At 49.6% G+C, this 25,853-nt stretch carries 17 protein-coding genes; 4 read left to right on the plus strand and 13 right to left on the minus strand.

The features are described 5' to 3' along the window. Nucleotides 1-317: 317 nt before the first annotated feature. Nucleotides 318-3,038 carry an AAA family ATPase gene (locus AC4IE8_RS18755; protein WP_490791719.1) on the minus strand — a complete coding sequence of 907 codons (2,721 nt, stop codon included), beginning with the start codon at nucleotides 3,036-3,038 and terminating at the stop codon, nucleotides 318-320. Then, the gene (locus AC4IE8_RS18760; protein WP_490791720.1) at nucleotides 3,035-4,162 is read right to left on the minus strand and encodes a metallophosphoesterase family protein; all 1,128 of its coding nucleotides are present in this window, start codon (nucleotides 4,160-4,162) and stop codon (nucleotides 3,035-3,037) included. Before AC4IE8_RS18760 ends, AC4IE8_RS18755 begins: the two co-directional genes overlap by 4 nt. Before the next feature lie 217 nt (nucleotides 4,163-4,379). Here AC4IE8_RS18760 and AC4IE8_RS18765 point away from each other — a divergent pair, with 217 nt between their 5' ends. After that, nucleotides 4,380-5,885 (plus strand): sigma-54 interaction domain-containing protein, encoded by a 1,506-nt coding sequence (locus tag AC4IE8_RS18765; protein WP_490791721.1) that lies wholly within the window; start codon nucleotides 4,380-4,382, stop codon nucleotides 5,883-5,885. A gap of 7 nt (nucleotides 5,886-5,892) precedes the next feature. Here AC4IE8_RS18765 and AC4IE8_RS18770 read toward each other — a convergent pair whose 3' ends face one another. From AC4IE8_RS18770 to AC4IE8_RS18820, 11 genes are all read right to left on the minus strand, one after another. Further along, nucleotides 5,893-6,756, minus strand: a complete 864-nt coding sequence (locus AC4IE8_RS18770; protein WP_490791722.1) for a hypothetical protein — start codon at nucleotides 6,754-6,756, stop codon at nucleotides 5,893-5,895. Between the two features lie 195 nt (nucleotides 6,757-6,951). Next, nucleotides 6,952-9,006: a BREX system Lon protease-like protein BrxL gene (brxL, locus tag AC4IE8_RS18775; protein ID WP_490791723.1), complete on the minus strand. Its 2,055-nt coding sequence runs from the start codon at nucleotides 9,004-9,006 to the stop codon at nucleotides 6,952-6,954. Between the two features lie 11 nt (nucleotides 9,007-9,017). Further along, nucleotides 9,018-11,516 (minus strand): BREX-1 system phosphatase PglZ type A, encoded by a 2,499-nt coding sequence (gene pglZ, locus AC4IE8_RS18780; protein WP_490791724.1) that lies wholly within the window; start codon nucleotides 11,514-11,516, stop codon nucleotides 9,018-9,020. A gap of 44 nt (nucleotides 11,517-11,560) precedes the next feature. Then, a complete protein-coding gene (locus AC4IE8_RS18785; protein ID WP_490791725.1) occupies nucleotides 11,561-11,941 on the minus strand; it encodes a GxxExxY protein in 381 nt (126 codons plus the stop codon). A 35-nt stretch (nucleotides 11,942-11,976) separates the two neighbouring features. Continuing rightward, the gene (gene pglX / locus AC4IE8_RS18790; protein WP_490791726.1) at nucleotides 11,977-15,654 is read right to left on the minus strand and encodes a BREX-1 system adenine-specific DNA-methyltransferase PglX; all 3,678 of its coding nucleotides are present in this window, start codon (nucleotides 15,652-15,654) and stop codon (nucleotides 11,977-11,979) included. A gap of 133 nt (nucleotides 15,655-15,787) precedes the next feature. Next, nucleotides 15,788-17,458, minus strand: a complete 1,671-nt coding sequence (locus tag AC4IE8_RS18795; RefSeq protein WP_490791727.1) for an ATP-binding protein — start codon at nucleotides 17,456-17,458, stop codon at nucleotides 15,788-15,790. 8 nt (nucleotides 17,459-17,466) lie between these two features. Beyond that, nucleotides 17,467-20,979 (minus strand): BREX system P-loop protein BrxC, encoded by a 3,513-nt coding sequence (brxC, locus tag AC4IE8_RS18800; RefSeq protein WP_490791728.1) that lies wholly within the window; start codon nucleotides 20,977-20,979, stop codon nucleotides 17,467-17,469. 15 nt (nucleotides 20,980-20,994) lie between these two features. Beyond that, complete coding sequence (locus AC4IE8_RS18805) at nucleotides 20,995-21,606, minus strand: DUF1788 domain-containing protein (protein WP_490791729.1); 612 nt, start codon at nucleotides 21,604-21,606, stop codon at nucleotides 20,995-20,997. Next, entirely contained in the window at nucleotides 21,603-22,217 is a 615-nt protein-coding gene (locus AC4IE8_RS18810; RefSeq protein ID WP_490791730.1) for a DUF1819 family protein, read from the minus strand. Before AC4IE8_RS18810 ends, AC4IE8_RS18805 begins: the two co-directional genes overlap by 4 nt. After that, a complete protein-coding gene (locus AC4IE8_RS18815; RefSeq protein WP_490791731.1) occupies nucleotides 22,214-22,420 on the minus strand; it encodes a helix-turn-helix domain-containing protein in 207 nt (68 codons plus the stop codon). Before AC4IE8_RS18815 ends, AC4IE8_RS18810 begins: the two co-directional genes overlap by 4 nt. A 196-nt stretch (nucleotides 22,421-22,616) precedes the next feature. Then, a complete protein-coding gene (locus AC4IE8_RS18820) occupies nucleotides 22,617-22,838 on the minus strand; it encodes a hypothetical protein (RefSeq protein ID WP_490791732.1) in 222 nt (73 codons plus the stop codon). A gap of 117 nt (nucleotides 22,839-22,955) precedes the next feature. On the opposite strand from AC4IE8_RS18820, the gene AC4IE8_RS18825 reads away from it, so the two are divergent. From AC4IE8_RS18825 to AC4IE8_RS18835, 3 genes are all read left to right on the plus strand, one after another. Further along, on the plus strand, nucleotides 22,956-23,666 hold the full coding sequence (locus AC4IE8_RS18825; RefSeq protein WP_490791733.1) for a hypothetical protein: 711 nt from the start codon (nucleotides 22,956-22,958) through the stop codon (nucleotides 23,664-23,666). 121 nt (nucleotides 23,667-23,787) lie between these two features. Further along, nucleotides 23,788-23,985, plus strand: a complete 198-nt coding sequence (locus AC4IE8_RS18830; protein ID WP_490791734.1) for a helix-turn-helix domain-containing protein — start codon at nucleotides 23,788-23,790, stop codon at nucleotides 23,983-23,985. A 184-nt stretch (nucleotides 23,986-24,169) separates the two neighbouring features. Beyond that, nucleotides 24,170-25,849 (plus strand): tyrosine-type recombinase/integrase, encoded by a 1,680-nt coding sequence (locus AC4IE8_RS18835; protein WP_490791735.1) that lies wholly within the window; start codon nucleotides 24,170-24,172, stop codon nucleotides 25,847-25,849. The last annotated feature ends 4 nt before the right edge of the window (nucleotides 25,850-25,853 follow it).

A 25,853-nucleotide genomic window follows, 5' to 3' on the forward strand; every position in this document is an offset into this window, starting at 1 on the left:
GATGTCCAGTATTGCTTTGCTTCTTTGCCTTAATATCTACCCCACTAAACCTATGGCACTATCACATTATATTGTGTTTTTACTATTCGTCAACCACAATATATAGTATTCCTAACCGCCAGCAGTTTTAAGTTAAAATATTGGGTAGCCACTATAAACGATCAATATCTACACCCCTGGATAACAACTCGACATTTGAACTAATCATTCTCGAGAAGACGAACACATGATATGCAGGAAAAAGAAACGTCCCGACCACCCGTTCGCCCGGATAAAAGTGGATAATTACTCAGCGAAGGCAGAACTCACTTCCCTATTCATTCCATAATCTCATCCATCACCGCATGCTGCTTATCCTGAACCAAAGACTCTTCATTTTCCGAGCGCTCTACACGCTCCTCAAGACGAATGAAGGTTCCACCCGTGTCCCTATACTCCCTACCATGACATGTCAGTATCAGAACCTGGTAACGTTTGGCTGCTTGGTAAAGGATCGACTTCATACGGTCTCGGCGCTCGTCATCAGAATTGACCAAAGCGTCATCGAGCACCACGGATACAGGCACACCTGCCTCACTGAGCAAGTCCGCATATGCCAACCGAACCAGGACCGCCAGCTGCTCACGTGTCCCAATACTCAGATCGTCGAAGTCTTCCTTCGCACCGTCACGTTTAATCCCAGTAAGTATCAGATCCTCATTAACCGTTGGCTCTGCACCTGGAATCAGCTGGCGCAGATAAGGAACGAGCTTAGCTGTGACCGGTTGAGCAACTGATTCCTTTGCCTGACGGAGTGCATCGTCCAGGGCACGCTGCAGTAGAGCAAGTGCTCGAGCGCGGCGGCTGGCATTTTCAAGTTGCATCGCTGCGAATGCATATTCTGTTTCAAAAGATGCCACCTCTTCCGCCAATCCCTTTTGACCAATGGCACTAAGCTCCACTTTCAGATCGCGGACATCACGATCGAGAGCTTCTATTTCTTGCCTTATGTCATCAAGGGCACGATTTGATCTTTCGACTTCGATCTCGACTGCTTCTGGATTTTCAGAATTGAGCGCCTGTTTTGCCTCTTCTAGTAGTTGGACACACACATTAACCTGTTGAACAGCATCCTGAACATCTTTCCGCAACTCATCGTCTGCTGTTTCACCTCGAGACTGTTCAAGACCTGTCGCACGTCCTTCGGCAAGTCGCTCAGCTGATGTCTTTTCTGCGCGCAGCCCCGCTAGAGCCTCCCGGTGCTTCTGGAGTACCTTGTCTTCATCTATGACATCACTCTCAATCTCGGCGACCTGGTCTTGTAGCGATTGGACCTCTTCTTCTAGGTTACCGACATCAAATTCCTTGTTAGCATTATCACCCAGCTTCTGTTGAAGACTTTCCAGTTTCGCCTTGATGGCGCTAACTTGATCTTCCAGAACGGGTAAACCTTCTGGCGCAAGACCTCTTAAGGTTGCGGCATATTGCGCTGCTTGGCTATTAAAATCATTCTTTTGATTTAGACTGGTCTCTGCACTCGTTACGCTGTCAGCGTCCACGTCAGACAACGCCTGAGCCAACTGCTGGCTCTTACTTTCAACGTTGCGACGAAGTACATCCAGATCCTCCCCGCCAGGGATGATCGAAAACTGCCCCACCCCGTCAACCTGGAGTTCAGTTCGCTGGGTCAACATGACCGATCCATCACCAGATAGTGGCTGATCACCCAACAGAGCAGCAGCGCCCGCGTGCAATCGATGCTCAATACACGTCGCGGCAGCATTCAAGCGCTCATTGGCAAGGTCTCGCGCTCTCTCTATCTTCTTGAGTTCAGATACTGCCTTCTCAGTCACACAGATTGCATCACGTTCTGATGCGCATCCCCGCCTCTCCGAATCCGCATCTCTAGCATCTTTGAAAATGCCGAGCAGGCGATCGTGGTCAGCAACGAGATTTCTGAGAGTCTCAGCATCACGCGCCAGGCTCAGTTCTGCATCCTTTTGCTGTTTCCGGGCATTCAACTCATCAAGCCCTTTCTTAAGCTCTGTACGACGTTGGTTCAGAACTTTCAATTCGCCTTCCTTGCCTGTTAGTGCACGTTCAGCGGCTCTTACTGATTCCTGAGCCTCGTTGAGTTCACTAATCAACTTGTTGCGATTGTCGAAAGCCTGCTTTACACCTCCCAACTCTGCCTCTTTTCGCCCGAGCTTATCAGTGCCCGCTTGAACCTGTGTTCGCAATTCGGCTAGGCGTGCATCCGCTGCTTTTGCTGACTTTACTCGTTCCTCGGCCTTTTCAAGGGTCCGATCTTCCCGATAGGCGCGTAGCACTGCCTGTTTCTGCTCAAGGTGGTCAACTTTTTCCTCATACTCTTCCAGCTCCCCCTGCTTATCCTGCAGTCGTCGCTTTAGTTCAACCTCTCGTTCAATCAAACGCTGATAGTCACCTCGAGGCTTATCACGGGATGTAAAGTACTCACCCTGCAATGTCGTGATTCGACGGTGTAATGCCTCCCCTTGGCCACCTCCCAATAACTCGCGCATTTCTTCTTCAAACACCCCATGAACCTGTTCCCGAGATTGATCCGTCAATATGACTCGTTCATAGGCCTTCGCCTGCTCGACCCACAGCAAACCAGCAAGACCCTGAAATTCCGGGCGACTACCTCCCCTGCCTGCGTAAGAAAAGCCCAACAGTTCCGCAAGAAAGTCTTCCGCAGCCGGTCCTTCCCAACGGCGGCCATCAGATGCCACCAGGGCAGCTTCACCATCACGCCGGCGAGAAAAAACTTTCGTGAGACGATACTCCACTCCATCCAATTCGAACACCAGACATACCTTTGGACTAACTTTCCTACCATAAGGCCGAAAACTCTCCCCTACACTGCTTTTATAGCGGTCAAACAGTGCAGCACGGACTGCCAGCAATAAGGTGGATTTGCCTGCCTCATTGCTGCCGGCAATAACATTTAGCTCAGATGTGAGATCATGTACTGTTACCGAACTTCGGAACTGACGAAACTGCTCTATCTCAATGGATTTGAAAAGCAACTTACTCATTTCTGCAGCCCCTTTTGCTCGAGATAAAGGATCTGCAGCGCTCTACCGGCATCACCGTGATCAGGATGCTCGGTATCTCTCTCAATACCAACCAAAGTCTCGATTGCATCTCGCACAAAACCCGTTGCACCAAGTGCAGCTATATCATCTGAACTTGGTTGAGCTAAGAGCGCAGTATCGTCAACATCAAGAAAGTGCAACCGAGCATGCCAATCGTCAAGCAGTTCATCGAGCTGATGTCTTGTGGCTAGTCCCACCGTACCTGTGAGTTTCAATCTCACGAGAGTTCGTCCACCTTCTCCTAAAGCAGCCAGCTGGTTATCGAGTACGGATATAGCCTGATCATCCATAACCTCAAAAGCCATCTGAACCCATTGGTAATTGCCGATAGGAACTCTTTCGACTTTGGGATCTTTACCTGCTTCATTCAGCTCCACCAGCAACACGTTACCCGGCTCATTCGCCTTGAATCGATCGGGCTCTGGAGTGCCGGCATACCAGGTCCTGTGTGCCACCTCTAATGTTCCATGCCAATCCCCAAGTGCGAGGTAATCAAGATTCGCCATTTCCACCCTTGTGTCAGCAATAGGATTCTGGGCTTCGGCAGCTTCAGGCAAACGGTTCGTGACAGCACCATGCGCTATACCTACGCGGAACACCCCCTCATCTGAGTGAAATGCGTCAAACCATTCAGTGAGGTCTCTCACCTCATGCCGACGCTGCAAAGGGGCTGGCAACACAACCAGCCGCCCCTGGCACAACTCGATAGGTTCAGGCTGATCAGCGAATATGACATTCTCTGGCACCACAGCAAGTCTGCGCAGGCGACTCCATGCGCTCTGGGTCAAACCCGAGTCGTGGTTGCCGGGCAGCAATACCCAGGGCCCCTTAAAAGAAGCCATCGCATTCATAGTTCTCCTGAGCGTTTCATCAGAGACGGCGTTATCCTCGAAGACATCCCCAGCCACCATAACAGCGTCCACTTGCCGCTCCTGGGCGAGTTCGGCAATAGTCTTGACAGTATCCAACCGTTGACTTCGCAGTGCAGCACCCGGATCTCCCGAGACGTTTTTAAACTGCTTACCGATTTGCCAGTCTGCAGTATGTATGAAAGTTACGCTCATCGTAATTTCTCCTTTTTTACAGTTACCACTAATATTGCAGTTGGCGTGCCAAGTCTCCGAGACTTAATAAATTTCCAATATATATACTTATTTTCAATAAGTTATGCAGTTTTCTCTCAGGCCACGGTTAGTAATGCCACTGCAGTTACTACTATTTTTCTTGTCTTTATACAAATTTTCTTATACATTTTTATTAAAACTTTATACCTGAGCACCCATGAACATCCTACTAAGCTGGATCGGCCAGACTGACCTGAATGCTGCATCAGGCGATGAGCAAGCCGGGTTGGGCCCGATAGGCCAAGCTATCACCCAACGATCTTTTGACCTTATCGTCTTGCTCAGTAACTACCCCAGAGCAGAGTCGGCTGACTACATAAGCTGGGTTAAGAAGCATACATCCACAGTTGTAGAATTGAATCTCATAGAACTCTCAGGCCCCACCAACTTCGGTGAGATCTACCAGGCTGTCACAGACAAGGTTGGCACACTTCTAGCCGAACATGGGGATTCTGCCCGCCTAACTTTCCACTTGAGCCCAGGTACGCCTGCCATGGCGGCAGTCTGGATTATCATCGCCAAAACCCGGTATGGTGCCGAACTCATAGAGTCTTCGAAACAGCAGGGTGTTCACACGGCCAACATCCCTTTTGATATATCTGCAGAGTTCATCCCTGAGGTGTACCGCCGTGCAGACGGGGATATAGCACGATTAAGCTCAGGTGCTCCACAAGACGCACCTGAATTCTCTGATATCGTTCACCGTAGCCCAGTGATGCGGCGTGTTATCGAGAAGGCACAAATGGTTGCACCTCGATCAGTACCGATTCTCATCGAAGGGGAAAGTGGTACCGGCAAGGAAATGCTGGCAAGAGCGATTCACCGCGCCAGCCCACGACGCGACCACCCTTTCATTGCCGTCAACTGTGGCGCCGTTTCCTATGAGCTAGCGGAATCAGAGTTTTTTGGCCATAAGAAAGGTGCATTTACTGGGGCCATTTCAGATCGGACCGGGTATTTTGAAGCTGCTAATGGCGGGACCTTGTTCCTGGATGAAATCGGCGAACTATCCCTGCAACTTCAGGTGAAACTGCTACGCATTCTTCAAGAGCGGCAGGTAGTTCGCGTCGGCACCACTAAACCCGTACCAATTGACGTAAGAATCGTCGCCGCGACTAATCGTATGCTGGCTGAAGAAGTCGCAGCCAAGCGGTTCCGTGATGATCTCTTTTTTAGGATTGCGGTTGCATTGATAAAGCTCCCCCCCCTACGCATACGTAAAGGTGATTTCACTCTACTCACTAATCATCTAATAGACAGATTCAATACTGAGAGCTCCACAGACCCCACCTGGCAGGAAAAATCACTCTCACCATCTGCAAGGAACCTTTTACAACGGCACGCTTGGCCTGGAAACATCCGTGAGTTAGCGAACACCCTGACCAGAGCCGCCGTCTGGTCCACAAACCCCACAATCGATGAGCAAGACATCGCAGAAGCTTTGCTAGAGCTGCCTACGACAACCACTTCGGTAGATGGCATCTTAAATCGACCTCTTGAACCTGGATTTGACCTTCCGGCATTAATGGAGGATGTGGCGAAGCACTACCTACGCCGGGCTCTCGAGACGACTGCCGGCAATAAAAGCCGTGCTGCAAACCTTGTGGGCTTACCCAGCTATCAGACATTTTCGAACTGGGTACAAAAGTATAGAGTGGATTAGACAATCGCTAAGCAATAGAAAGCAGCTCTTCAATCTGCATATTCACTTCTTTAATCGCCTTATCATCAAGTTTCACCCATGTAACGGCACCAGGCTTATGTACATAGGGAACTGGATTTTGTAATACATGAACATTAGCCAAAACCCATGCGATATTCCATCTATCCACCCATTCCTTAGGATCAATTTCTGACTTTATTGCATGACGATCAATTGCCTCCATTAACTCCACAGAAGTTAACGGTCCTCTAGAATCAACCAATCGAGCAACACCCTCTACAACACCGCTCCCCTTTCTGATAAGAGCAAACCATCCTCGATGAGTTGACTGCCGAGAGCGCATTTCCCATATCTTTTCACCATTCAGGATCTTATCAATCCATGGTGTGTCGATTACTAAGCCTCGATCAATTACTATTTGATCCTGCTTATGTTTAACCTCTTCCTTCTCTTGGCTTACCAATTGTTTAAGAAGCCAAGCAAGCGCTTCCTCTCCCTCTGTGATATACCCTTTACCACAGGGTTCATCATTCCCTTCGTAAGTAGGAAAACCCCGAAAGCCACTGTGACTATGACGGTTTTCCTTAGTCACTCGATTAATTGCCGGCCTTACCCCATGCATTGTACTCTCTAGATCTGACTGATAATAATCAGGATGCACGATGACCTTAAAATATTTAACAACCCCAGACTTAGTGATGCCAGCATTCTTGTCGATACAGACACGTGATGGGTACTTATGATGAGTTAAGCTCACCAGTTTGTCGTATCTATCACCACCGTCTGATTTAAGTTGTTCTTCCCAATGTAATGAACGTGCTAATCCACTTATACGTTCTCTTAGAATCTTTGGCATTTTCGTTTTAGACATACTTCTGACAACACCTCATGTTTTTTTCTGGCTAATCTTGACATGCACAAACCTTTACTTATTGTGAATATGATCCAATTGCTATTCCTGGTTTAATCACAGACACGATAATGTGTCTCTCTTATAAGTTAATTGGGCTATTATGCAGGACAACGATCAATTATTTCGTATGCTAGATTAAGAATATCACCTAAACTATTTTTGTCTGAGATATGTCACTTCAAACGCCTTACACTGCCTAAACTGCTGCAACCGGTTGGTAAACGTAAACGCATCATTCATTTCGTAGTGCTGGAATATATCGAGTCCACGATCGAGTGATATCTTCCACCCCGTATCGGTGATCACATGACGCGCATGAATAGAACCTGTCTGGTCAAACACCCATTCGAAGTCAATACCAACTGCTTCACATGCATCTTTGATTTTGTCCAGATTCTCTCGCTGTTGTTCACTTCTTACATCATCTTCAGAAGTAACCAGTTTGAGTGAAAGCTCCTCATCGGCTTCTTTATACCTTACAAGTGTCTCAACGAATTCCATAAAGTTTCTGACCTGGTAAAAGAGCCGTATGTACGAGTCTGTTACTGTAATTTGTTTCGCACCACGGACATAGGGTCCTAAAAGCTTATCGTATGAAACACCTTTTTGGTTTTCACTGAAGGTCAAATGCCCTTCGCTCGGTTGTTCAGGCTCTATTTTACTAGTGGTCTTTCCGGTATCGACTGCTTCCTGCGCTGATTTAGGCATCTGCCCTACGTCGGGTGCTGCTTCAGCGATTGTTTTGTGATAGTGATGGGGATACTCCTCTTCTTCCAGTGTGCTCACTGTATAGGCATTTCCTGACTTATCTTCGTATGCAAAGCGCACGTCCGTATAAGTCGTGTCGATACGCATCAATTGATCCTTGACGCGCTTACGCCCTTCGATTGCCACCTTGAGTATCTCTTCGATCTCTTCTGACGACGCCTCTCCGTGTGGATAAAGGATCTTAATCAGCCCTGACACAGTCTTATGGATACCATCCCGATCCCGGGTCGAAATATCTGGAACCAATGTGAAATGGTCCTGATAGCGATCGGAGTAATCATGATCGCGCAGTGATCGCAGGATCTCGGCGAGATAATCCACAACAAATCCATACCCGTCCGAGAACATCTCTCCCCGAATAATATCCACCTCCCATCCAGGTATATAGAAATGGATACGATCAAGAAAAGCGGAGTCATGGTACTGCTCAGGCAGTTCATCAAAGAGATCCGCATGTTTCAGCATATAAGGCACGGTATGCTGTGTATTGCCTACAAAGACCATCGACGCCTCCGCTCCCAGCGTTTCTATACCTCGCGAAAAGGTCTTATTGGCCATGTAGTTTTTCATAATGTCCACCAGCGCTTTATTGGCTTTTTTCTTTTTGCCGGCGAATTCATCAAAAGCCACAACATCCCAATACCCAACCAGCCCAATCTTGCCTGTTGAGTTGTTTACGAATAGCTTGGGAACAGTAACCTCACCCCCGGAGATCAAGATGCCATGAGGTGAAAATTCAGAGTAGATATGTGACTTGCCCGTTCCCTTCGGCCCAAGCTCTATGAGGTTGTAATTCCGTTCACAGAATGGAATGAGGCGGATCAGTTGCGTTATTTTGCTTCGTCGGCCTAGTAACTCCGGATTAAGCCCAATACTCTGAACCAGCAGATCTATCCACTCATCAAGCGTGAACTGTTTTCGTGCTTCAAGATAACCCTCATAATCGAAATAAGATAACTGTATCGGCTTCAGGGTGGCCAGAATCCAGGGGCTCGCGCTTTTATCCTCTGTGAATTCATAGTCAATATCTGCGATACACCAGACACCGCTCACCAGCAACTTCGGATGGGCTTTTACGGTGCCTGAATCGACTAGTACCTTTTTGATGCCAAGATTGGCGAACGTCGCCTCGTACGCATCTGTTTTTTCATTCAAGGCTACGCTGATCTTGTCAATGACCTTGTAGTGGCCCTTCTCCTTGATTGTCGACCGTACCAGGCCTGCTTCGTTTCGGTGTACGTAGTGCTTACGCAGAATCTCCTTTACTGTTTCAATCCCTGTCTGGATAGAAGCTTCATCGTTGGTTGCGCAGTATTGGCCGAGCAGATATTCAAGGACATAGGATGGAACGATCGCATTTCCCTTGACGGTCTTGACCAAATCCTTTCGAACCACAAGACCGGGGAAGTGTTTATTTACTTTATCATCCAAGGTATTCATGGTTGACCTTCCTAAAAATCGAAATCGCTTGTAAAGGAGCGCCGCATCACATAGGTGAGTGATTTGTATTCTTTGTAATGGGATGTACCCGGCACCTTCTCATCCAGTCGAAGCATGACCTCCTGCCCGTTTGCCTCGTCTGCCTTTCGGGTCAGGACAAACCGGACCTGCAATTCCCGCTCTCTTGGATTATCCGAGATCAGGTCAAAGACAAGATCATGCGAGTCTGAAATAAGCTCTCCGTCCTGAGTGTAGAGGCCCGCCCGCAGGATTCTGGGTTGAACCTTCTCGGTTGATGGCTCGGTCTGGTAAAACACCAATGCCAGCTGCCCCGATGTGATCACCGAGGTGCCTCCACGCAAAATATCCACTTCAACGGAAGATATATCGCTCTTGCGTTTTTTGTTGATCCAAATAACAGGTATCACTACCTCCTGAAGCGAGGCGCCCCCATGCACAAACCGGCTACCAGCGCCTTTTACGCGCAGCCTGTTAATTGATTTCGGGATATGAACTTCCATACTGCCCGCCAGGCCCAGCTCTTCCGACTTGAACGCCCGGAGTTCAGGCACCTGCTTCAATCCCTTTCCCAAGACAAAACGCCGGTTGCGAAAGAGTACCTGCTCACCCTCTACAGCCGCGCTTGAAAAATCACTTTCCTCCAAAACCCGGTTCTGATAAATGAACCCATGATCCGAGGTCAGCAACAGATTGCTGGCATTGGCGCTGGCCAGTTTTTTGATAACCTTTACCAGTTCCTGCAGGGTATCCTCAACCGCATCAAATACCCGTTCTTCTGAATCTCTGGAATCACCGGTTTTATCAATGAGATTGTGATAGATGTACACCACATCGTGGTCACGAACCAATGCACGGCAATGATCCTTGTTAAGAGACATCAGTTCTTCCGCGCGAAGCGCTGTTGCACGCTGTTTGATGGCCTGATCAAGAATCTTGATTCGGTTTGCCGTTCCCTGGGAGCTCTGCCCATCAATGTCGACCGCGCCAGTATCATTATCAGCCAGCCCGAGGGCTTTATTTGGCAACAACGCCGCCATTCCCAGTTGGGTATAGCTCGGTAGCATCGAAAGCGCCGGTTCAAGGCTGGCGTCGAACCGATCTTCCTGTCGAATCAGGCTCAATAACTCGTCACCAATTTCATAGCGCAAGGCATCAGAGATGATTACATAGACCTTTTTATCCTTATTCAAAAAGGGCTGCACACACCGATTAAAGAATTCCTTTTGTAGCAAAACAGATGGCACATACCATCGATTGACTGCATCCACATAAACCTGCCAGCGGTCATTCAGCTTCAGCAGATAATTGTTGGAATACAGGTTTTCAATCTGCTCGGTTAACGGCCCCATCAGGGAGGATTGTCCAGAGCCACGGACATGGTAATTGTACTTTCGGTAGAGCTGATCCAGCCGGAACCAGGAACCGGAATAACGTTGAATACCATCGGCCATGGACTCCATCTCCAGTGTGGCCTCATCAAGCATATGGACAAATTGCGCTGCATAGTCCACCGCTTCGTAAAGATGCCGATAGCCCTGATACCAGTGCCCCTGTCTCCGCTGGCGCACCCAGAGTGCTACATCCCCGGTGGATACCGTCCTGCCCACCACCTGCCGTACCAGCTCACTGATGATCTTTTGATCAATCAACCGGAAATAGTCCAGATCAATCAATGTCCGGAAATCTCTGTTGTTGAGATCCTGTTCAATACCCAACAGATCCGCACACTCGTCAGAGAGGGATTCAAAAGACGCCTCATACTGGCGGCTGTCTTTCCACCGTCTCAGAAACACCAGCGAGTCGGAAGATAGAAGTACCTGACCCTCCGTGCCCATGGCATAACAGGATTTGAACAGCTCGATCGCAAAATCCCGGATACCGGGCGTATCGGACTGATAGCCATAGGTCCGATTCATTTGCTCCCAGAGAAAAGTGTCCAGGCCACAGCGCGCAATTAGTTTGAACTTGTCATCTCGGTCTTCCGAGAGCTCTGCCAGCAAACTTTCCAGCACGGTATCCAGCCGGGGCTCCGCGCCGGCACATACACCCAGCGTCTTCAGCCGAACCATCCCGGGAGTATCATCGGATTTCAGCAGCCGTTTCAGACTATCCTTGCGCTTGACTGCTTTAAAGAACTCCTCATGGGCCTGTATCACCTCAGCGAACTCGAGACTCAGCTCCAGTTCACTCAGCCAGAGCCCGATCTGGTCGGTTCGGAACTCACCTTGTGCAAGCTGCACATCAAGCAGCCAGTTATCGAGGTATTCGGGCTGCGGGCCTTCGTGGTAGAGAAGGAACTTCTGCTCCGGCGCTTCACGTAACAGGTGATATTTCACACTGAACTCGTTATTGGCGAGTTCCAGCTTCTCGATATCAGGCAGTTCAAGCGCCTCAAATTCACTACGCAACTCCTTTTTCGCGTCGTACCAGAAAATAATGCGGTGACGCTCGAAGAGTTTGGTTAAGGCTTGCGCAATACGATTATTCATTTACAAGACCTTTAACCACGAAAGGCACGAAAAACACGAAATATTCATAGAGCAAACCTTTTGACTGTTGCTTTTGGATAAGCTCCGAAGTTCGCCAGCAAACCGAGTTTCATTTCCGTAGCTTTCAGGTAATTGAGTAGCTGGGCTTCATGTACCGCTGCCACCTCTTTTACAGCCTTTAATTCAACAATTATCTTCTCATGGCAAATCAGATCAGGCTTGTATGTTTGTTTAAGCCGCGCCCCCTTATATGAAAGTGAAATTTCAGGTTGCGCCTTAAAAGGGATCTTTCTGCGCAATAACTCTTCTTCCAAACACTCTTGATATACAGCTTCCAGAAAACCACACCCCATCTCCCGATAGACATCAAATATCGCCCCCTGAATGGCATAGCATTCATCCTTGAAAATAATCTTTTCGTGCATTTCGTGTATTTCGTGCCTTTCGTGTATTTCGTGGTTCATTTTCCACTTAGCCCTGCAATCTTTTTCAAAGCCACGCCAAACTTGTTGTAATTCACCTTCACGCCATCATCGAGGTCAATCTCAACCTGTTCAGTGGCGAGTGGATAAAGAACGTCACGCTCGTACTCTTCCATCTCCTGGATCATCCTGATCAGCTTATCGATCTCCTTCAGGGCTTTGGTCTTTTCGCCCTGGGTGGCGCTTGCACTGACACTCACCGCATCAAGATGGTTCTTGCGAGCGGTCAGCTTGGTGCGGAACTCGCGAAGATAGTCGTTGAGCACCACGCTGACGGTATCCGGGCGGTAGCGGTGCATGTAGATCAGTGCGTTGAAGCTCCCCTTGGGACTGCTGAACAACCAGTAGATAGGACGCTTTTTGTATCGCTTCACATGGTCGGTGTAGAACTCACCGAGAAAATAGTCGCGGATGCCGTAATTGCGCTTGCCCTTGATATTCAGCGCCTGCTCGACGAACTGGAGATTTTCTTCGTATTGTTCCTCCCCAAAGGTTACGCGCAGGAACTGACGAAAGCGCTCGGCGATGTCGTCGGTGAACCAGTCACCGTCGAGCATGGGAATCACATTGTCATCGTCTGCCGGGAAAAGACAGGAACCACGAAAGGCACGAAAATCACGAAAGTTTTCTTGGTTTTCCTTTTCGTGTGGTTCGTGTATTTCGTGGTTAAAAACCTTTTCATAGTAGTCCTCGATGGTCTCGCCCTGGTTGGCCAGGATCAGCCCCGGCTTGTCCAGCGCATAGCGGCCGAACATACAGCCCACGGCATAGGAGACCAGCTCGCGGATGGTGTCGGCCAGCAACAGTGCCTCCAACTCTTCCTCGCTTTTGTCGTTACCGTAGCGGTAATGTGGGTTGCAGGTCAGGGTGATTTCATTAAGCGGTACGTCGGGCCTTATCTCTTCCCGCAGACCATAGGCCTCAATAAAGATGCGGTTGTTCTCTTCTTCTAGCTGCTGAGTCTCCAACGTCATCTCCCGCCAGTGAACTCGGAGCTTCTGATAGGTGGCCTTCAGTTTCGGCTGGCGGTAGTCGGGATTCAGCAAAGGCATGCTGGAAAAGTCCCAGGAGGTTTCGTAGAAGTCCCAGTCACGCTTGGATAATTTGACCGCTGATTTACTAGTTTGGCAAATATCACTAGAAACATTCCTAACAACTGGCAAATTCAAAATGTGCCCGAGCTTAAAATCAAGCGTTGGTGCAAGCATCTTTATCAAGTGATTCGTGACTGCGCTGTTCAAAAGCGCTTCATGCAGGGGTTGATCACTCAATTCTTTGGAAAACCCCATTGGTCCTTTTGTGTCAAACATAAAACCAGTCGGCACATGTCGAACAGCAAATGTTCCGCTTGAAATCCCTGACCATGTAAAGCCTGTCCTAAAAGCATAGTCACCGTTGTAATTGTGGGATCTTACCCTACCTGTTACAGGATCTTTGAATGCCTTGAGTTCTTCACCGTCATTAAACCAATTGACGATGTACTCGAAATTTCCAGACCAGCGCCTAAAATCCCCGCCCTTGATACATGTGAAGTATCGTTTTTGACTCCTTTGCGCTTCATTATTGTCTTCTATTCCAAAACCAATATTTTTTAGTTGAACCTCATGCCAAAACCGTAGGAATAAATCATTGCTACCTGTGGTGAGTCCCTCTCTCGTCTCGATTTTTTCAGATAGGGAAGCGCTGCCCTGGAAAAGCTCTAAAATTCTTTCAGAAGCCCAGTAAACAATTGGGCTACCAGGTATCTTTTTAAAGTCGCTTCCAGATGAACGATAAAACCAACCACAATCTTTATTCTTTATCGCCTCTAATGTCCTAGGGGCCTGATTAGTAGCTCCACGAAAATTCGATAGGCGAACAAATCCGCCTCTATATTCAGGTTGGTGCGTGTTCTCAACCGTGAAAGTGCAAATAGGGACTGTTGCGCCATCAAAGCCCGAATACTCAAGCTGAACCAGCGAGGTGATGGTCTTCTGATTGATCAGGAAACTTCGAAGTTTCTCGTAGGATGAAATAAACATCCACACGAAGGGTGACATAAAACCGAGCTGGCCTTTTGGCAAAGCCAGCTCGGTATTGCGAACAATAAAGGCTGAAAACAAATCAGACTTCACATCAGCGTAGTTATCCTTGAGCCATGCGCCCAATCGCCCATTCATCCCCTTGCCTCCCATATACGGCGGATTGGCAATCACTACATGGTATTTCGGGCTTAAGAACTCGGACTGCCGCAGGGCTTGCAGCACCTTGTCATGCGTTACTTTAAGAAACAGTTGCCCGGACACATCCCTGGCTTCCAGTACGCTATATATCTCGTCGACATCGGTAAGATCCGGGCGTATCAGTGAGCCAAAGTTATCGGCCTCTTCGAACTGGCGCAGGGTGGTTTGCAGACGCGCGGTAAACAAGTCGCGCCCGATGTAATCCATATACTCCTTGAGTTCTTCCTCATCAAAGTACACATTCTCCAATACGCAGATATTCGGCTTGACGCCCTTGTTGAAGAATCGGCGCTGCCTGCCGCGGGCTTTCATAGTCAGGGCGAAGGCGGCCAGTTCTCCGGCGCGCTCGTCGATCTCAATGCCGTAGAGGTTGTGGGTGAGGATCTTCTCCGGAATCTCGGCTGGCTCGTAGCCTTCCTCCTCGTAGATGGCATAAAGCAGATCGAAGGCATAGGTGAGCATGTGGCCGGAGCCACAGGCCGGATCGCAGATTTTGATCTCTTCAGGCGAGTTGACCACTAAAAAATCTTTTTCTGAACCACGAAAGGCACGAAAATCACGAAAGGTTTCTTCGTGCTCTTTTTTCGTGTCGTTCGTGTTTTTCGTGGTTAAATCTTCTTCGGGCCTGATGTAGTAGTCCATCTGCTCGACCAGCTTCGAGCCGGGACGGTTGAGCAGCCACAGGCGGCCGAGGGAGTTTTCCACCAGGTAGCGGACGATCCAGTGCGGGGTAAATAGCTGGGTAGCGGCGGGGATGTTCTCCGGCGTGATCTTCTTGTTCTTCTTCAGGCCGTCGAACACCTCGTCTTTCTTCTCGGAGATGTAGAACTGGTATAGCCAGCCGATCACCTCGACATCCTCGCAGGTATCCGGCGTCATTGCCTCCCGTGTATAGGCGAGGATAGAGTTGCCCGAAAGCAGGTCGTCGGGCATCAGTAGTTCCGTGTAGTCCTCGATGCGCTGGAACAGGTACGGCATCGCCTTGTTCCAAAAGTTGCAGACGGCCACCACCAACAGACGGTATGCCTCCCCTTGCGGGTCGCTACTGGGTGCTTTACCGTCAAGTAGCGCGAAGATCTGCTGCCGGGCCTGGTCTTGCACCATGTCTTCGTCTATGTGGCCCATTTTAGCTTCGGCCAAAATCTCGGGCTGGAACTGCCCCTCGGCAGGCGACACCACGCCGATTCGGCTGTAGCGGTTCACGTCCATGAAGCGCAGGGCGCAGAAGCGGTTGAACCAGATGTAGGCCACCTTTTCGATCACCTGCTCTTTGTCATTTGCCTTGATCTGCTCTTCGAGTTTTTTAACCGCCTCCGCACTTTCACGCCGCGCCGCACTGTCAACGGCCAGCACCAGCTTCAACTTGGTCGAGACCTGCTCAATCAGGCTGCGGCGGGCAAACTGGGCGAATTTTTTTAGTTTGGCTGTTTCCATTCAAGAATCCTTTGAATCACGAATGGACGCGAATCCACGCGAATAATCTTTAACCACGGAAGGGGCGCTTTCTATACACGCTTTTATGCGCGGACGCATAAATGGGCGCATATATTTACGCCGAGCGCATAAATTAACGCTTGCGCTCATAAACAGCCCCTTTCCTATCGCCAATCTGAACAATCTCGCCCCGCTTCTTCAGGCGCAAGAGAAGTTTATACGCCTGGTCCTGGGTGACATGACATAAGTCCATGACATCCGCACGCTTTATGCTGCCGTGCTTATCGATGTAGTTGAGCACCATCTGCTCCTGCTGGATGGGTGCAAAGCCGGCCTGGCGGATGTATTCCGATTTCTTTCCTGCCTTACGGTACAGGGCAGCGCTGAGGGTATAGGTCCGGCCTCGGCCGGTACCGTGGGGTTCCAGAAATCCGGTTTCTACCAGCTTTTCCACGGTTGCGCGGACATTGGCCTCCGATTTTTGGACGGATGGCGCGAGATCGGCGGTGGTCAGGCGGCGTTCTTCACGCAGGCGGGACAGGATGATCAGGGAATCGATGGGCATGTTCCCCAGCTTGTCCTCTTGCTCGACCACCATTTTAAGAAAATCGAGATCGGCGACCGCATTAACCATCTGCACAGAAACCGTAAATTCATCGGACATGGAATAATCCGGTGCCGGCCGGCCATATCGCAGCATGCCCTCATAAATGCGGTCAATGCCGCGCCCGGTGCGCTCGGCCAGGCCGATCCGCTTAATCACATCAGCAAGCAGTGGATTACGGGAGCGGGGATCGGCAACGAGCAAATTATCCAGTGTAACGCCTTCGACGAACCCCCCGGGATTACTGATCGAGAGACCTTCGTTCGTGATCTTGACATGCACGGCGCCCAGACGACTGAAATCACGGTGCACCAGGGCGTTGACGAAGGCTTCACGGTAGGCGCGGCGATCATAGTTGGGTACCGGCACCCGGAAGAGACCAACCTGAATCTCTTCTTCTTCGACTCTTGCCTTGAAAAGAAGCTCCACCTCCTCGAAGGTTTCCAGCAGAGGTTTGCGGAAGAACTCATTCACCCTGACATCCGTACCATGCAGCACTTGAAAGGCGACTTCGTAAGCGGGCAGGTTCGCGCGCAACAGTTCTTCTGTTCCCAGCAGCAGCAAGCCAGCGATGGTTGGTCGCCTGATGCCGTTTATCTCGCGACACAGCCCCAGGGCGCCATCCAGTTCGTCATCTGCCAGCGCCAGCAGAGATTGTTCGCCACCGTATTTTTTGATGGCGTTACGAATGCGCTGCCGTTGCAGCGGATCGAGTTGGCTGGCGTCTATTTCCTCAAGCACCATCGCTGAGGGATCGACAAGACCCATGGAAGACTGGCGCTGTATAAACTCGTGCGGGTAGAACGGCACCGCTTCCGGTGTGCCATCAAGTTTGAGGCGTCTTCGGACCAGAAGACCATCGGAGGTTGATACCAGTTGCCGGGTCTTGGGGACGTAGATGCGGGCGACGGTCTTACCCTGTAGGTCGTAGCGCTCTACTCTGACTGAGATAGCAGGGTTGGTCTTATTGGCAATCAGTGAAGGAATACCCGACACATTGAGGTGATTCGCATGCAAGCCGGTAATGGTGCCATCGTCCTCAACGCCAAGTAACAGGTCTCCGCCCTCGGTATTGGCCAAAGAAACGACCGTTGCTACCAGGTCCCGATCCGGAAGAGACTTCAGGTCGCTCTTGAACTCCAGTGACAGGCTCTCACCTTGCTGGATCAGTTTCGCGATTTCCTGTTTATTCGGGTCCATTCGTGTTCCTAGATCTGAATCCTTTTGCCTTTGCGGATCACTTCCAGCAAGGCTTCGCGCAGGGACACCAAGTAGTGATCGACGTCAGCCTCATTCGCCAGCCAGGCTTTGTCGAAGGAAACACTGATTTTTCGGGTTGAAATATATTCAACTTTTGGCTCAGCGACTTTTATTGACGGTTCTCCATTTTCTTTGGATGCTGCGGCTGGTTTTGGATTGGCCATTTCGACCATCTTCGCCAGAAGCATTTGATAACCTTGTTCCTCGAAATAGCGCATGCGGTCATTGATTACCGCGATCAAGGGTTGTTGGTTGATGTGATCGACAAGTTCCTTGTACGGCGTATCCAGCTCAGCCGCCCGAACTTCGGGAAGCGTCTTGTACTCGTCCATGCTCTGCATGCGTGACTGCATTGCACCCAGTATTTCTATGGCTTGGGAGCGTATTTCCTGTACTTTCTTATCAACCTCTTCCATCAGTTCATCCAGCCTGCTTTTCAGCTGTTGGATGCGATTGCCCTTGAAGCACGCCGGATCGTTTAGCACCGACCGTATCTGACTAACTTCCTCGCCTTTTACATAGGTAAAATTCGGCTCTTGGTTATGAACGAATGCTTTTGCCTGACTGTAGATATCCTTCTGCGGTCCGCTCATAAATTTAACGATGGGATCGATCACTTGCTCCTTGAGGTCCAGCAGTTCATCCTCCTGGCGAAGCAGCTCCGTCAGATACCAGGTATAGGGTTTTCCTGAGATTGCCTTGAGCTGCTCCTCTACCGGCGTCAGTGCATTCAGAAACGGATATTGCCCCGTCTGTGCAACAAGCACGTTTAGCTGAGCGATCAGCTCCTGAAACGCTGTTGCTGTCTCTTTTCCAAGAGCCTTCGCTTCGCCGGCCTGCGGCGGCGCATCGAAAAAGTCCTCATAGAACTCTTTGAGTTTACGAACCTGAGAGGCCGTGAAGTCAATTTGTGGCTCCAGCACCACATTCGCATGAGCCCGACTGTTGAGCAATGCGTGCTCGAGGTCATCCTCTTCCAGAATATTGCCGTCTTTTCGTATTTCCACTTTGCCTCTGGCGCACAACATCGCCAAAGTGCAAAGAATGGCTGCGTAGTACCATCCGTAGGGCTTGCGCTCGAATTTTTCAATCAGCGATTTCAGCGTGGTTCTCACTCCACCCCGATTGTTGCTCTGAATAAAGGCAAGCATCTCCTGCTCCGACTCGGCCATCGAGGTTGCATCATTGCCAAACAGGCCTTCCTGCGAATGCTTGAGGTATTTTGAGACATCATTTTCCGTAAATGCGATCCCTCTCAACATGCTGAGATTGGGATACGTCCGGCGGATCAATTCATGGAATCCCAGCGTGATTCTTGATTGGGCATCTGTACTGCCGATCTCGACATCCCCGCCAGCCACAAGCATCCTGGACTGTCCAAGCAACCGCTTCACTCGCTGTTGGATCTCCGAATAGCGCTCTCTATTTTGAAATCCCTTACTCTCCAGGATCCGCTTGACCGTGTCCTGCTGTGTCACCGATATGTTCTGGCGAATATATTTCTCGGTTTGCTTGTACAGTGTGATATCACGCATGAGGCGATCATCCGGTGGCATAATGACCATGAGTTCGGGTCGGGCCATTGAATGCCCTCGCAAAACATCCAGACTTTCTGCGTTTTCATGAAAAGGCGTGATGACATCAATCGCTAATTCGTACTCCCGGCCATGCAACCGGTCGTCCAGCTTGCGAGAATATGGATAGTCCTGGTCGTTTTCATCAAACCGTATTTTGCGGTTCTTTATCACATGGTCGAATACAATCTTTTCCAGTTCATTTGCAACATCGGCTGATTCAACCTCGGTGTTTTTGATCTCCTCTTCGACGTCTTTTTCCTCATCGGTGAGGTATTCGTATTGCTCACCATTGCGCTGGATGTAGGTCTGCTGCTCCAGAAGGTTAAGCGCTTCTTCCACTTTCTTGCGCAACACCGGCAAATCCTGGTTGAATTCATCCAGCATCAGTACACATAGGTTGCGTACTGTTGCCTTGAACTCTTTTACGTACTTGACTAGGAACAGAGCCTTCAGGATGCGCACAGCAAAAGGATTATCCAGATGGTTTTCCGCCTGAATAACCGCCCTCTGTATTTGTGATTTCAGTGCGGTGCGGATTCCCTCGAACATTAAATCGAAGGTTGCAAGCTGACCCACCTGATGATTTGCGATATGGATAGCAACCTGCTGAAACACCCCAAGCATTGACCGCTCGCCCACGGAACTGTGTTTACCCTCAAAAGCGCTATGCAGGGAAAGATTCTGAATCGCTGACTGAAACAATGCGAACTGATACGGAATGAATGGGTAGCTGTGTATAAAGTGCTCTCTGTCCTGAAAGTTTCGATAGGTTTGCGACCCATCCGCAAAGTCAAAAAGTGTCTTGAAATTATTTTCCTGGTCGTGATAGAGATCGGATAGTCCACTAATGCCTCTCTCGTTCTTTAACAGGAGGCGTTTCTGGATTACCTCAGCCACATCCTGGCTGGTTAGCTTCATTCGGTTCTTGAATCGCGCCTGAATTTTTGTAAAGTCATTGCTTTCCTGTTTGCCCATTTCACCAACAACAGAATTCATATCCTCCTGCGCAGTGACAATAATCCAGGAACGTCCTCTACATTTCGTCGCCAGACTTTCTGCAATGGTCTGCAGGTTGGTCATCAACTTCACGTTATCCGCGATGTATTGGCCCACCTCGTCGACAAAGAAATTCAATCGAAAATCCGTGCCTTGCCTGTCAATGTAGGCAAGAATCTGCTCCGCGAAATCTTCAATGGACAGGTGATAGTCACTACGGTACTTATCCAGTATCTGGCTGACTGATTGCCCAGTGATTGCGTTATAGGCTTCATCAACCTGGGATGCCATGCGCTTCGTACGCTGTCTCGCCCAATCCCACTCTTTTGATGTTATCTCCTGGAATTTGTCCTTGAATGCCTCAAACAGACCATCTGAATCGAGATCACGCTCAAACTCCGCAACATAGGGTTGTTTCCCGTAGTATCCGCACTCCTCATTGAACACTTTTACAAATACTGCCAGCAACGCATCGAGCTGGGTCTTGCTGATGACATCAGCCTTTTGATCTATATTGAAGAGAATGCTTTTGGAGGGAATTGCGACGGCATTTTCCAGGTCAGCCCGGAGTATTTCATTATCCTTGAAGGTTGGTTTGGATAAAAATAGATCCGCCGAGTATTCTCCCTCTACCTTTCGATTTTCCAGCACCAGCGCCAGCATTTTTAGAAGGTGAGATTTACCGGAGCCGAAGAACCCTGAAACCCATACTCCATTCGCGCCCTGGTAATTATTGTAGGCATCAAGAAAAATATCGAGGCGCTTTTCTACCTCGTGGGTTATAACATACTCATCGAGCTCCAAACGGAGGCTCGCGTCATCATCCGCTTTGATTACGCCTTCAATGTTGCGATCGACTGGCTTCTGGAAAATTTCTCTCAGCGACATTGAGCTTCCCTCGTCTTATACTTCGGAATGATAGATATTAAATGCACGGTAATACTTATCGTCGCGCAACCGCCCGAACAGCTCCAACGAGGCACCCGACTCCAGCGAGTGTGTGTATTCCCCCGGAAAGAACATTACCGTTGGTTTTTCTTTCGCTGTTTTTTGCAGATTGTTGAGTACATTATGTGAACGTATATAGGGGAAGACTTCTCCCACACCCGATATAAACATTACCGCGAATTCTGAAGCACCCATTATTTCTTCGATTGCTGGCGTGAGTACGGTCTCTACATCAAGCATGGACTGTAGTTCTTCTTTAAGCTCATCCTTTGATACGGATTTTTCTTCTTCCATACACCACTCCCAGTCCCCTTCCTTTTTCAGTATCTGTATCACCAGGTCATACAGTTGTATATCTAATACTGCGATTCCATTTTGAGCTAATTTGTTGATAAGCTGCTTTCGCAGGCGATCCATATCCACTGCCTCTTCAGGCTTGTAAGGGCATACAAAAAATGGCACTTCATTGCCTAGCCCTTGCATTTTGAGAAAACGCTCACCCCCGATTACTCTTAACAGATGCCGATAGCGTTCCTGCACTGGCGCCCTGCTTAAGTCGGCCTTCATTTAGCACATCCCTGTAATGTTGTTTCCATGATCGGAAAAAGATGTAAATCCTGATTTGAATGGTCGCAAATCACATTAATTAACCGGGAGCTCAGCATCGCAGGAACAATAGAGTTACCCGAGTTTAATAACTCAGATTCATGCAACATCTTAAACATGACCTGACGAAGTTTTTTTCTTGTTGTAGTCGATATTCGCTCCATTTCCTCATGCCATTCCATTTTAGAGTTGAAGAATGCATCAAAATCTTCGTAACCAACATCGTACCTAAGCGTTAGAAATCGCTCACTGATCACCTCGGCCGAGAAATCGTAGATAAAGCGGTAACGGCGACAAATCGCTAGCCAGAGAAGATATGCCTGTTCCTGATGATCCCCTTCAACAACAAGCTCCAATTCATCTCTATTCAGGCGTTTGAGTCGTGAACATATTTCCCTACAAATACGTTTGGCGCTGTTTGCTGTCCTTGCCTGGAGAGTGTTTCTGGAAATCACTTCATCCCGCACCTCGTTCCAGTCACCTTTCTCCAGATACCGACCAGCGATTTTGACCGACTCCAGGTGAAAGAGCGCGCCTGTTGTGAATGACATACTGTATTTCTCAGTATTCATTCTGCTCCACTTCTATTTGTCTGATCAGCTCCACCCGCTTTTACCCATTCATCAACCTCATCTTTCTTGAATTTCCAAAGACGCCCCATCCTGTGGGCCGGCATGCCATGCTTGTCGATCCACTTGTACACAGTGTCATTACTGACCCCGAGGTATTTGCATATCTCGGTGATTGAAAGCCAGCGGTCTTCCATCTCAACCATTCCTCAGATTCCTCGTGAACGATGAGTCAAAAAGTCATAGGCCTGCGAACTGCCGGCACGGTAACAACCGGCCTCCATCGCTTGGACCAAATCGTTGAAAATTATGCGGTTTAGCATCTTATGTCAACCGATTATTGCCGATTTCACCCGATTACTGTCTAATTTGGGCGAATCTATGGGCACTAGCATCTTCTCATCACATCAGAGCGTGAATCAGAAGAAAGGCGACAGATTGCCAAGTGCTGAAAGTCTGGTCGAGGCGAGAGAGCAAATCCTTGAATTGTGACAGGCCGCCTACATGAGCCAGGATGCTATCGGTGAACGCTTCATATACAAGACCATCGCTGCCCTTCCAGGCACCCTCGTCTCCTCTGCCCAACCCCAGCCGTGAGATATCTTCAACAGTCTGATGCTTCAACGAGCGACGCTCAAGCGAGATCAGCAACTTGCGGAATGGGACTGTTGCTGAACTGATATCACAGAGAATTCTGGGACCAGACTATATATGTTTGAGTCAGTTATACTTCACCGCTGTATGCCAAAAACCACCCAACCTCTAATCAATCATCACGGCGACAAATGGTGCCCAACGGTTGGCAATGCGATAGATCGGCGATTAACCCGTTACCGTGATGCTATTACAGAAGTATTTGAGCTCTCCGAAGAGACAGAAATTGATGCTGTCTTAAACAATCTCTCATCTGAACTAAGGCGTTGTTGGAGCGTGTTGCGTGATGTAAACAAGGCAGGCTCTGAAGCGCAGGTCTATCGCACCCTGGAGTATCTGTTGGCCAAGAGAGGGCTACTTGACCATACAGTATGGGAAATCGATCCTGCCACACGGGCTTTGATTGAAGATCATCATCCAGATGGTCCATGCGCCTTGGAGTCAAGTCCCACTAATTCAAAACGACTGCGACAGGCGGCTGAAGCGGCCTTTGCTTCTCTCGAAAAGCCCAAGCGGGGACGGCCCAAGGCCACGATCAACTATGCCCAGCATAGATTCTCGAAGGGACTGGCTGAGGTCTACAAGAATGCCACAGGTAAGTCGCCGGGGCGCTCAGTTGCATTGGAAACACATGAAGACTCCGATTCTGATGGGCATTACCAATATGCGAGAACATATAATGAACAAGGTCCCTTTCGTGCCTTTGTTTCACTCGTCATCAGCCTGATCCCGAGACAGTTACGACCACCGGTGGATGAGGTCACCCGGCTTGGGGTTGAAATATCCACGAAGCAATAATCAATTAAAAACTATCACTTGAATCTTCACTTGGCCTGGGGGGTATTTATTCCCCATGCTGAACATCTTCCGAATTTGACTAGGGTTCCCCCACAACATTTTTTGAGTGCGGGAACCGTCAATGAACCAAAAATACATTCCTTACGGTAACGGAAAGCCCCTGTTCAGCCAGAAGACACTGGCGAAGCATTGGGGTGTTTCCGTCAGGACCATCAACCGGCTAATCAAGTCTGGCGAATTATCCGCCCATCGTGTTGGCACCCAGTGGCGTATCGACCCTCAGGATGTCGAAGCCTACTGCAGGAGGCAGTGTTTGTAATGAACACAGCTGTCCACTCCTGTCCTGTCAATTCAGTAACTTACACCACCCTCGGGAATACTATCTCATTGAAATTGTTCCATTTTCTTTATGATAGTCTTCCCGAAAAGGGGCCCCTGTCCACGGCTGTCATCCCGTGTCCAGCGGTGGCTTCTTTTTTGTGTTCCCGAACCTAGGAGATCTAATGCCCAGTACGATCAAAGAGAACGATTCCGCCCAGCTGCGGACCCTGCAGGATGCTCTGTCGGCCCTGGATGATGTAACCTCGCTGACACCCACCCAGAAGCGGGACGGGGCCTCTGCGATTCGCGCCATTGGCCGGGTTCTGAATCACCCCCTCGACAGCATACCGGCTGAGCTTGCCCTGTTGCGCTATCGGTTGAATGATATTCACTATGCCAATGCGGGTATCTCCCGTAAGCGCTGGCAGAACATCCGCGCCAGTCTCGTGTCGACACTGCGGATACTCAAGAACAAGGGGTATCGTGTAAATTACTATCTCCCCCTGAGCCCCGCCTGGAAGCAGTGCTATGACTGCCTGGATACCAAGCGCCGGTGCAATGGGCTCTCCAGCTTTATCCACTACTGCAATGACCACAACATCTCTCCCGGCAGCGTGGATGATGAAACCGTCGATGAATTCATGCGCTACCTGGAAACCCACACCTTGCGTTCCAAGCCGCGCCAGGTTCACCGGTATACCTGTCGCCTTTGGAACGAGGCGGTTGAACACTACCCGGCATGGCCTGACCAGCGCCTGACGGTGCCCAGTTATAAGCAACCCAGGAAGACGCTGGACTGGGCCTCTTTCCCTTTATCGCTTCGCGATGAGGTTCAGTGTCATCTCGATTGGCTGGGGGGAAAGGATCTTCTGGCCGACCATCAACCTCCCAGGATCTGTAAACACACCACCATCCGTCTCAGGGAAAAGCAGATCCATATGATGGCCTCAGCCGCTGTACAGGGTGGAGTTGTTATTGAGCAGATAAACTCTCTCAAAACATTGGTCGAGCGGGAAACCGTGAAGGCTGCAGTGAACTGGTATTTTAAGCAGAACCAGCAGCAGACCACCGTCTATCAGAAGGATCTCGTGGTCACCCTCTACGCAATTGCCAGGCACTGGGTGCGTGTCGGGAATGATCATCTCGAATGGTTGAAGGTTCTTATCACCCGCCTGAATCCCAAACAGGGTGGTTTGACAGACAAGAACCGGGCCGCGCTCAGGCAGTTTGATGAATCAACCCAGGTCAGGCGGTTGCTGCAGCTTCCGGAGCAGTTGGTTAATAAAGCCGACAAACTGCCCTCGCCCAAACGCCAGGCGGTGGCCGTTCAGATCGCACTGGCCATCGAGCTGCTGTTGATGGCACCCATGCGGATCAATAACCTTGTCTCATTGGAACTGGGTAAGCAGCTCATCCTACCCCACAGGAAGGGTGGTCCTGTCACGATCAGTTTGTGCGAGCACGAGGTGAAGAACGAATTCGCACAGGAGTACCCCTTACCGGAGGAGACCAGCGCCTTACTGCACCTCTATCTCTCTGTTCATCGCCCTCACCTGCTGAAACATCATGATGCGACCTGGCTGTTTCCCGGTGACAAGGGTGTTCACAAACTGCCCCAGACCATGGCTCTGCAGATCAGCCAAACCCTTTCACGGGAACTCGGGCTGACACTCACCCCTCATCAATTCAGGCATCTCGCGGCCAAACTCCAGCTCGATGCCCACCCGGGGTCCTATGAAACTGTCCGGCGCTTGTTGGGGCACAAGTCGCTCAAGACCACCACCCATTTCTATACCGGGCTCGAGAGCAGGCAGGCGGTGGCGCACTTCGATCAACTGCTCACTAAGATCCGCAATGGTTGAGTTT

The organism is Candidatus Thiodiazotropha sp. AKAK2 (genome assembly GCF_058244685.1).

Coding starts and splice junctions, on each gene's coding strand:
- AC4IE8_RS18755 (WP_490791719.1), bottom strand. CDS start 3,038: ATGAGTAAGTTGCTTTTCAAATCCATTGAGATAGAGCAGTTTCGTCAG.
- AC4IE8_RS18760 (WP_490791720.1), bottom strand. CDS start 4,162: ATGAGCGTAACTTTCATACATACTGCAGACTGGCAAATCGGTAAGCAG.
- AC4IE8_RS18765 (WP_490791721.1), top strand. CDS start 4,380: ATGAACATCCTACTAAGCTGGATCGGCCAGACTGACCTGAATGCTGCA.
- AC4IE8_RS18770 (WP_490791722.1), bottom strand. CDS start 6,756: ATGTCTAAAACGAAAATGCCAAAGATTCTAAGAGAACGTATAAGTGGA.
- brxL (WP_490791723.1), bottom strand. CDS start 9,006: ATGAATACCTTGGATGATAAAGTAAATAAACACTTCCCCGGTCTTGTG.
- pglZ (WP_490791724.1), bottom strand. CDS start 11,516: ATGAATAATCGTATTGCGCAAGCCTTAACCAAACTCTTCGAGCGTCAC.
- AC4IE8_RS18785 (WP_490791725.1), bottom strand. CDS start 11,941: ATGCACGAAAAGATTATTTTCAAGGATGAATGCTATGCCATTCAGGGG.
- pglX (WP_490791726.1), bottom strand. CDS start 15,654: ATGGAAACAGCCAAACTAAAAAAATTCGCCCAGTTTGCCCGCCGCAGC.
- AC4IE8_RS18795 (WP_490791727.1), bottom strand. CDS start 17,458: ATGGACCCGAATAAACAGGAAATCGCGAAACTGATCCAGCAAGGTGAG.
- brxC (WP_490791728.1), bottom strand. CDS start 20,979: ATGTCGCTGAGAGAAATTTTCCAGAAGCCAGTCGATCGCAACATTGAA.
- AC4IE8_RS18805 (WP_490791729.1), bottom strand. CDS start 21,606: ATGAAGGCCGACTTAAGCAGGGCGCCAGTGCAGGAACGCTATCGGCAT.
- AC4IE8_RS18810 (WP_490791730.1), bottom strand. CDS start 22,217: ATGAATACTGAGAAATACAGTATGTCATTCACAACAGGCGCGCTCTTT.
- AC4IE8_RS18815 (WP_490791731.1), bottom strand. CDS start 22,420: ATGGTTGAGATGGAAGACCGCTGGCTTTCAATCACCGAGATATGCAAA.
- AC4IE8_RS18825 (WP_490791733.1), top strand. CDS start 22,956: ATGCCAAAAACCACCCAACCTCTAATCAATCATCACGGCGACAAATGG.
- AC4IE8_RS18830 (WP_490791734.1), top strand. CDS start 23,788: ATGAACCAAAAATACATTCCTTACGGTAACGGAAAGCCCCTGTTCAGC.
- AC4IE8_RS18835 (WP_490791735.1), top strand. CDS start 24,170: ATGCCCAGTACGATCAAAGAGAACGATTCCGCCCAGCTGCGGACCCTG.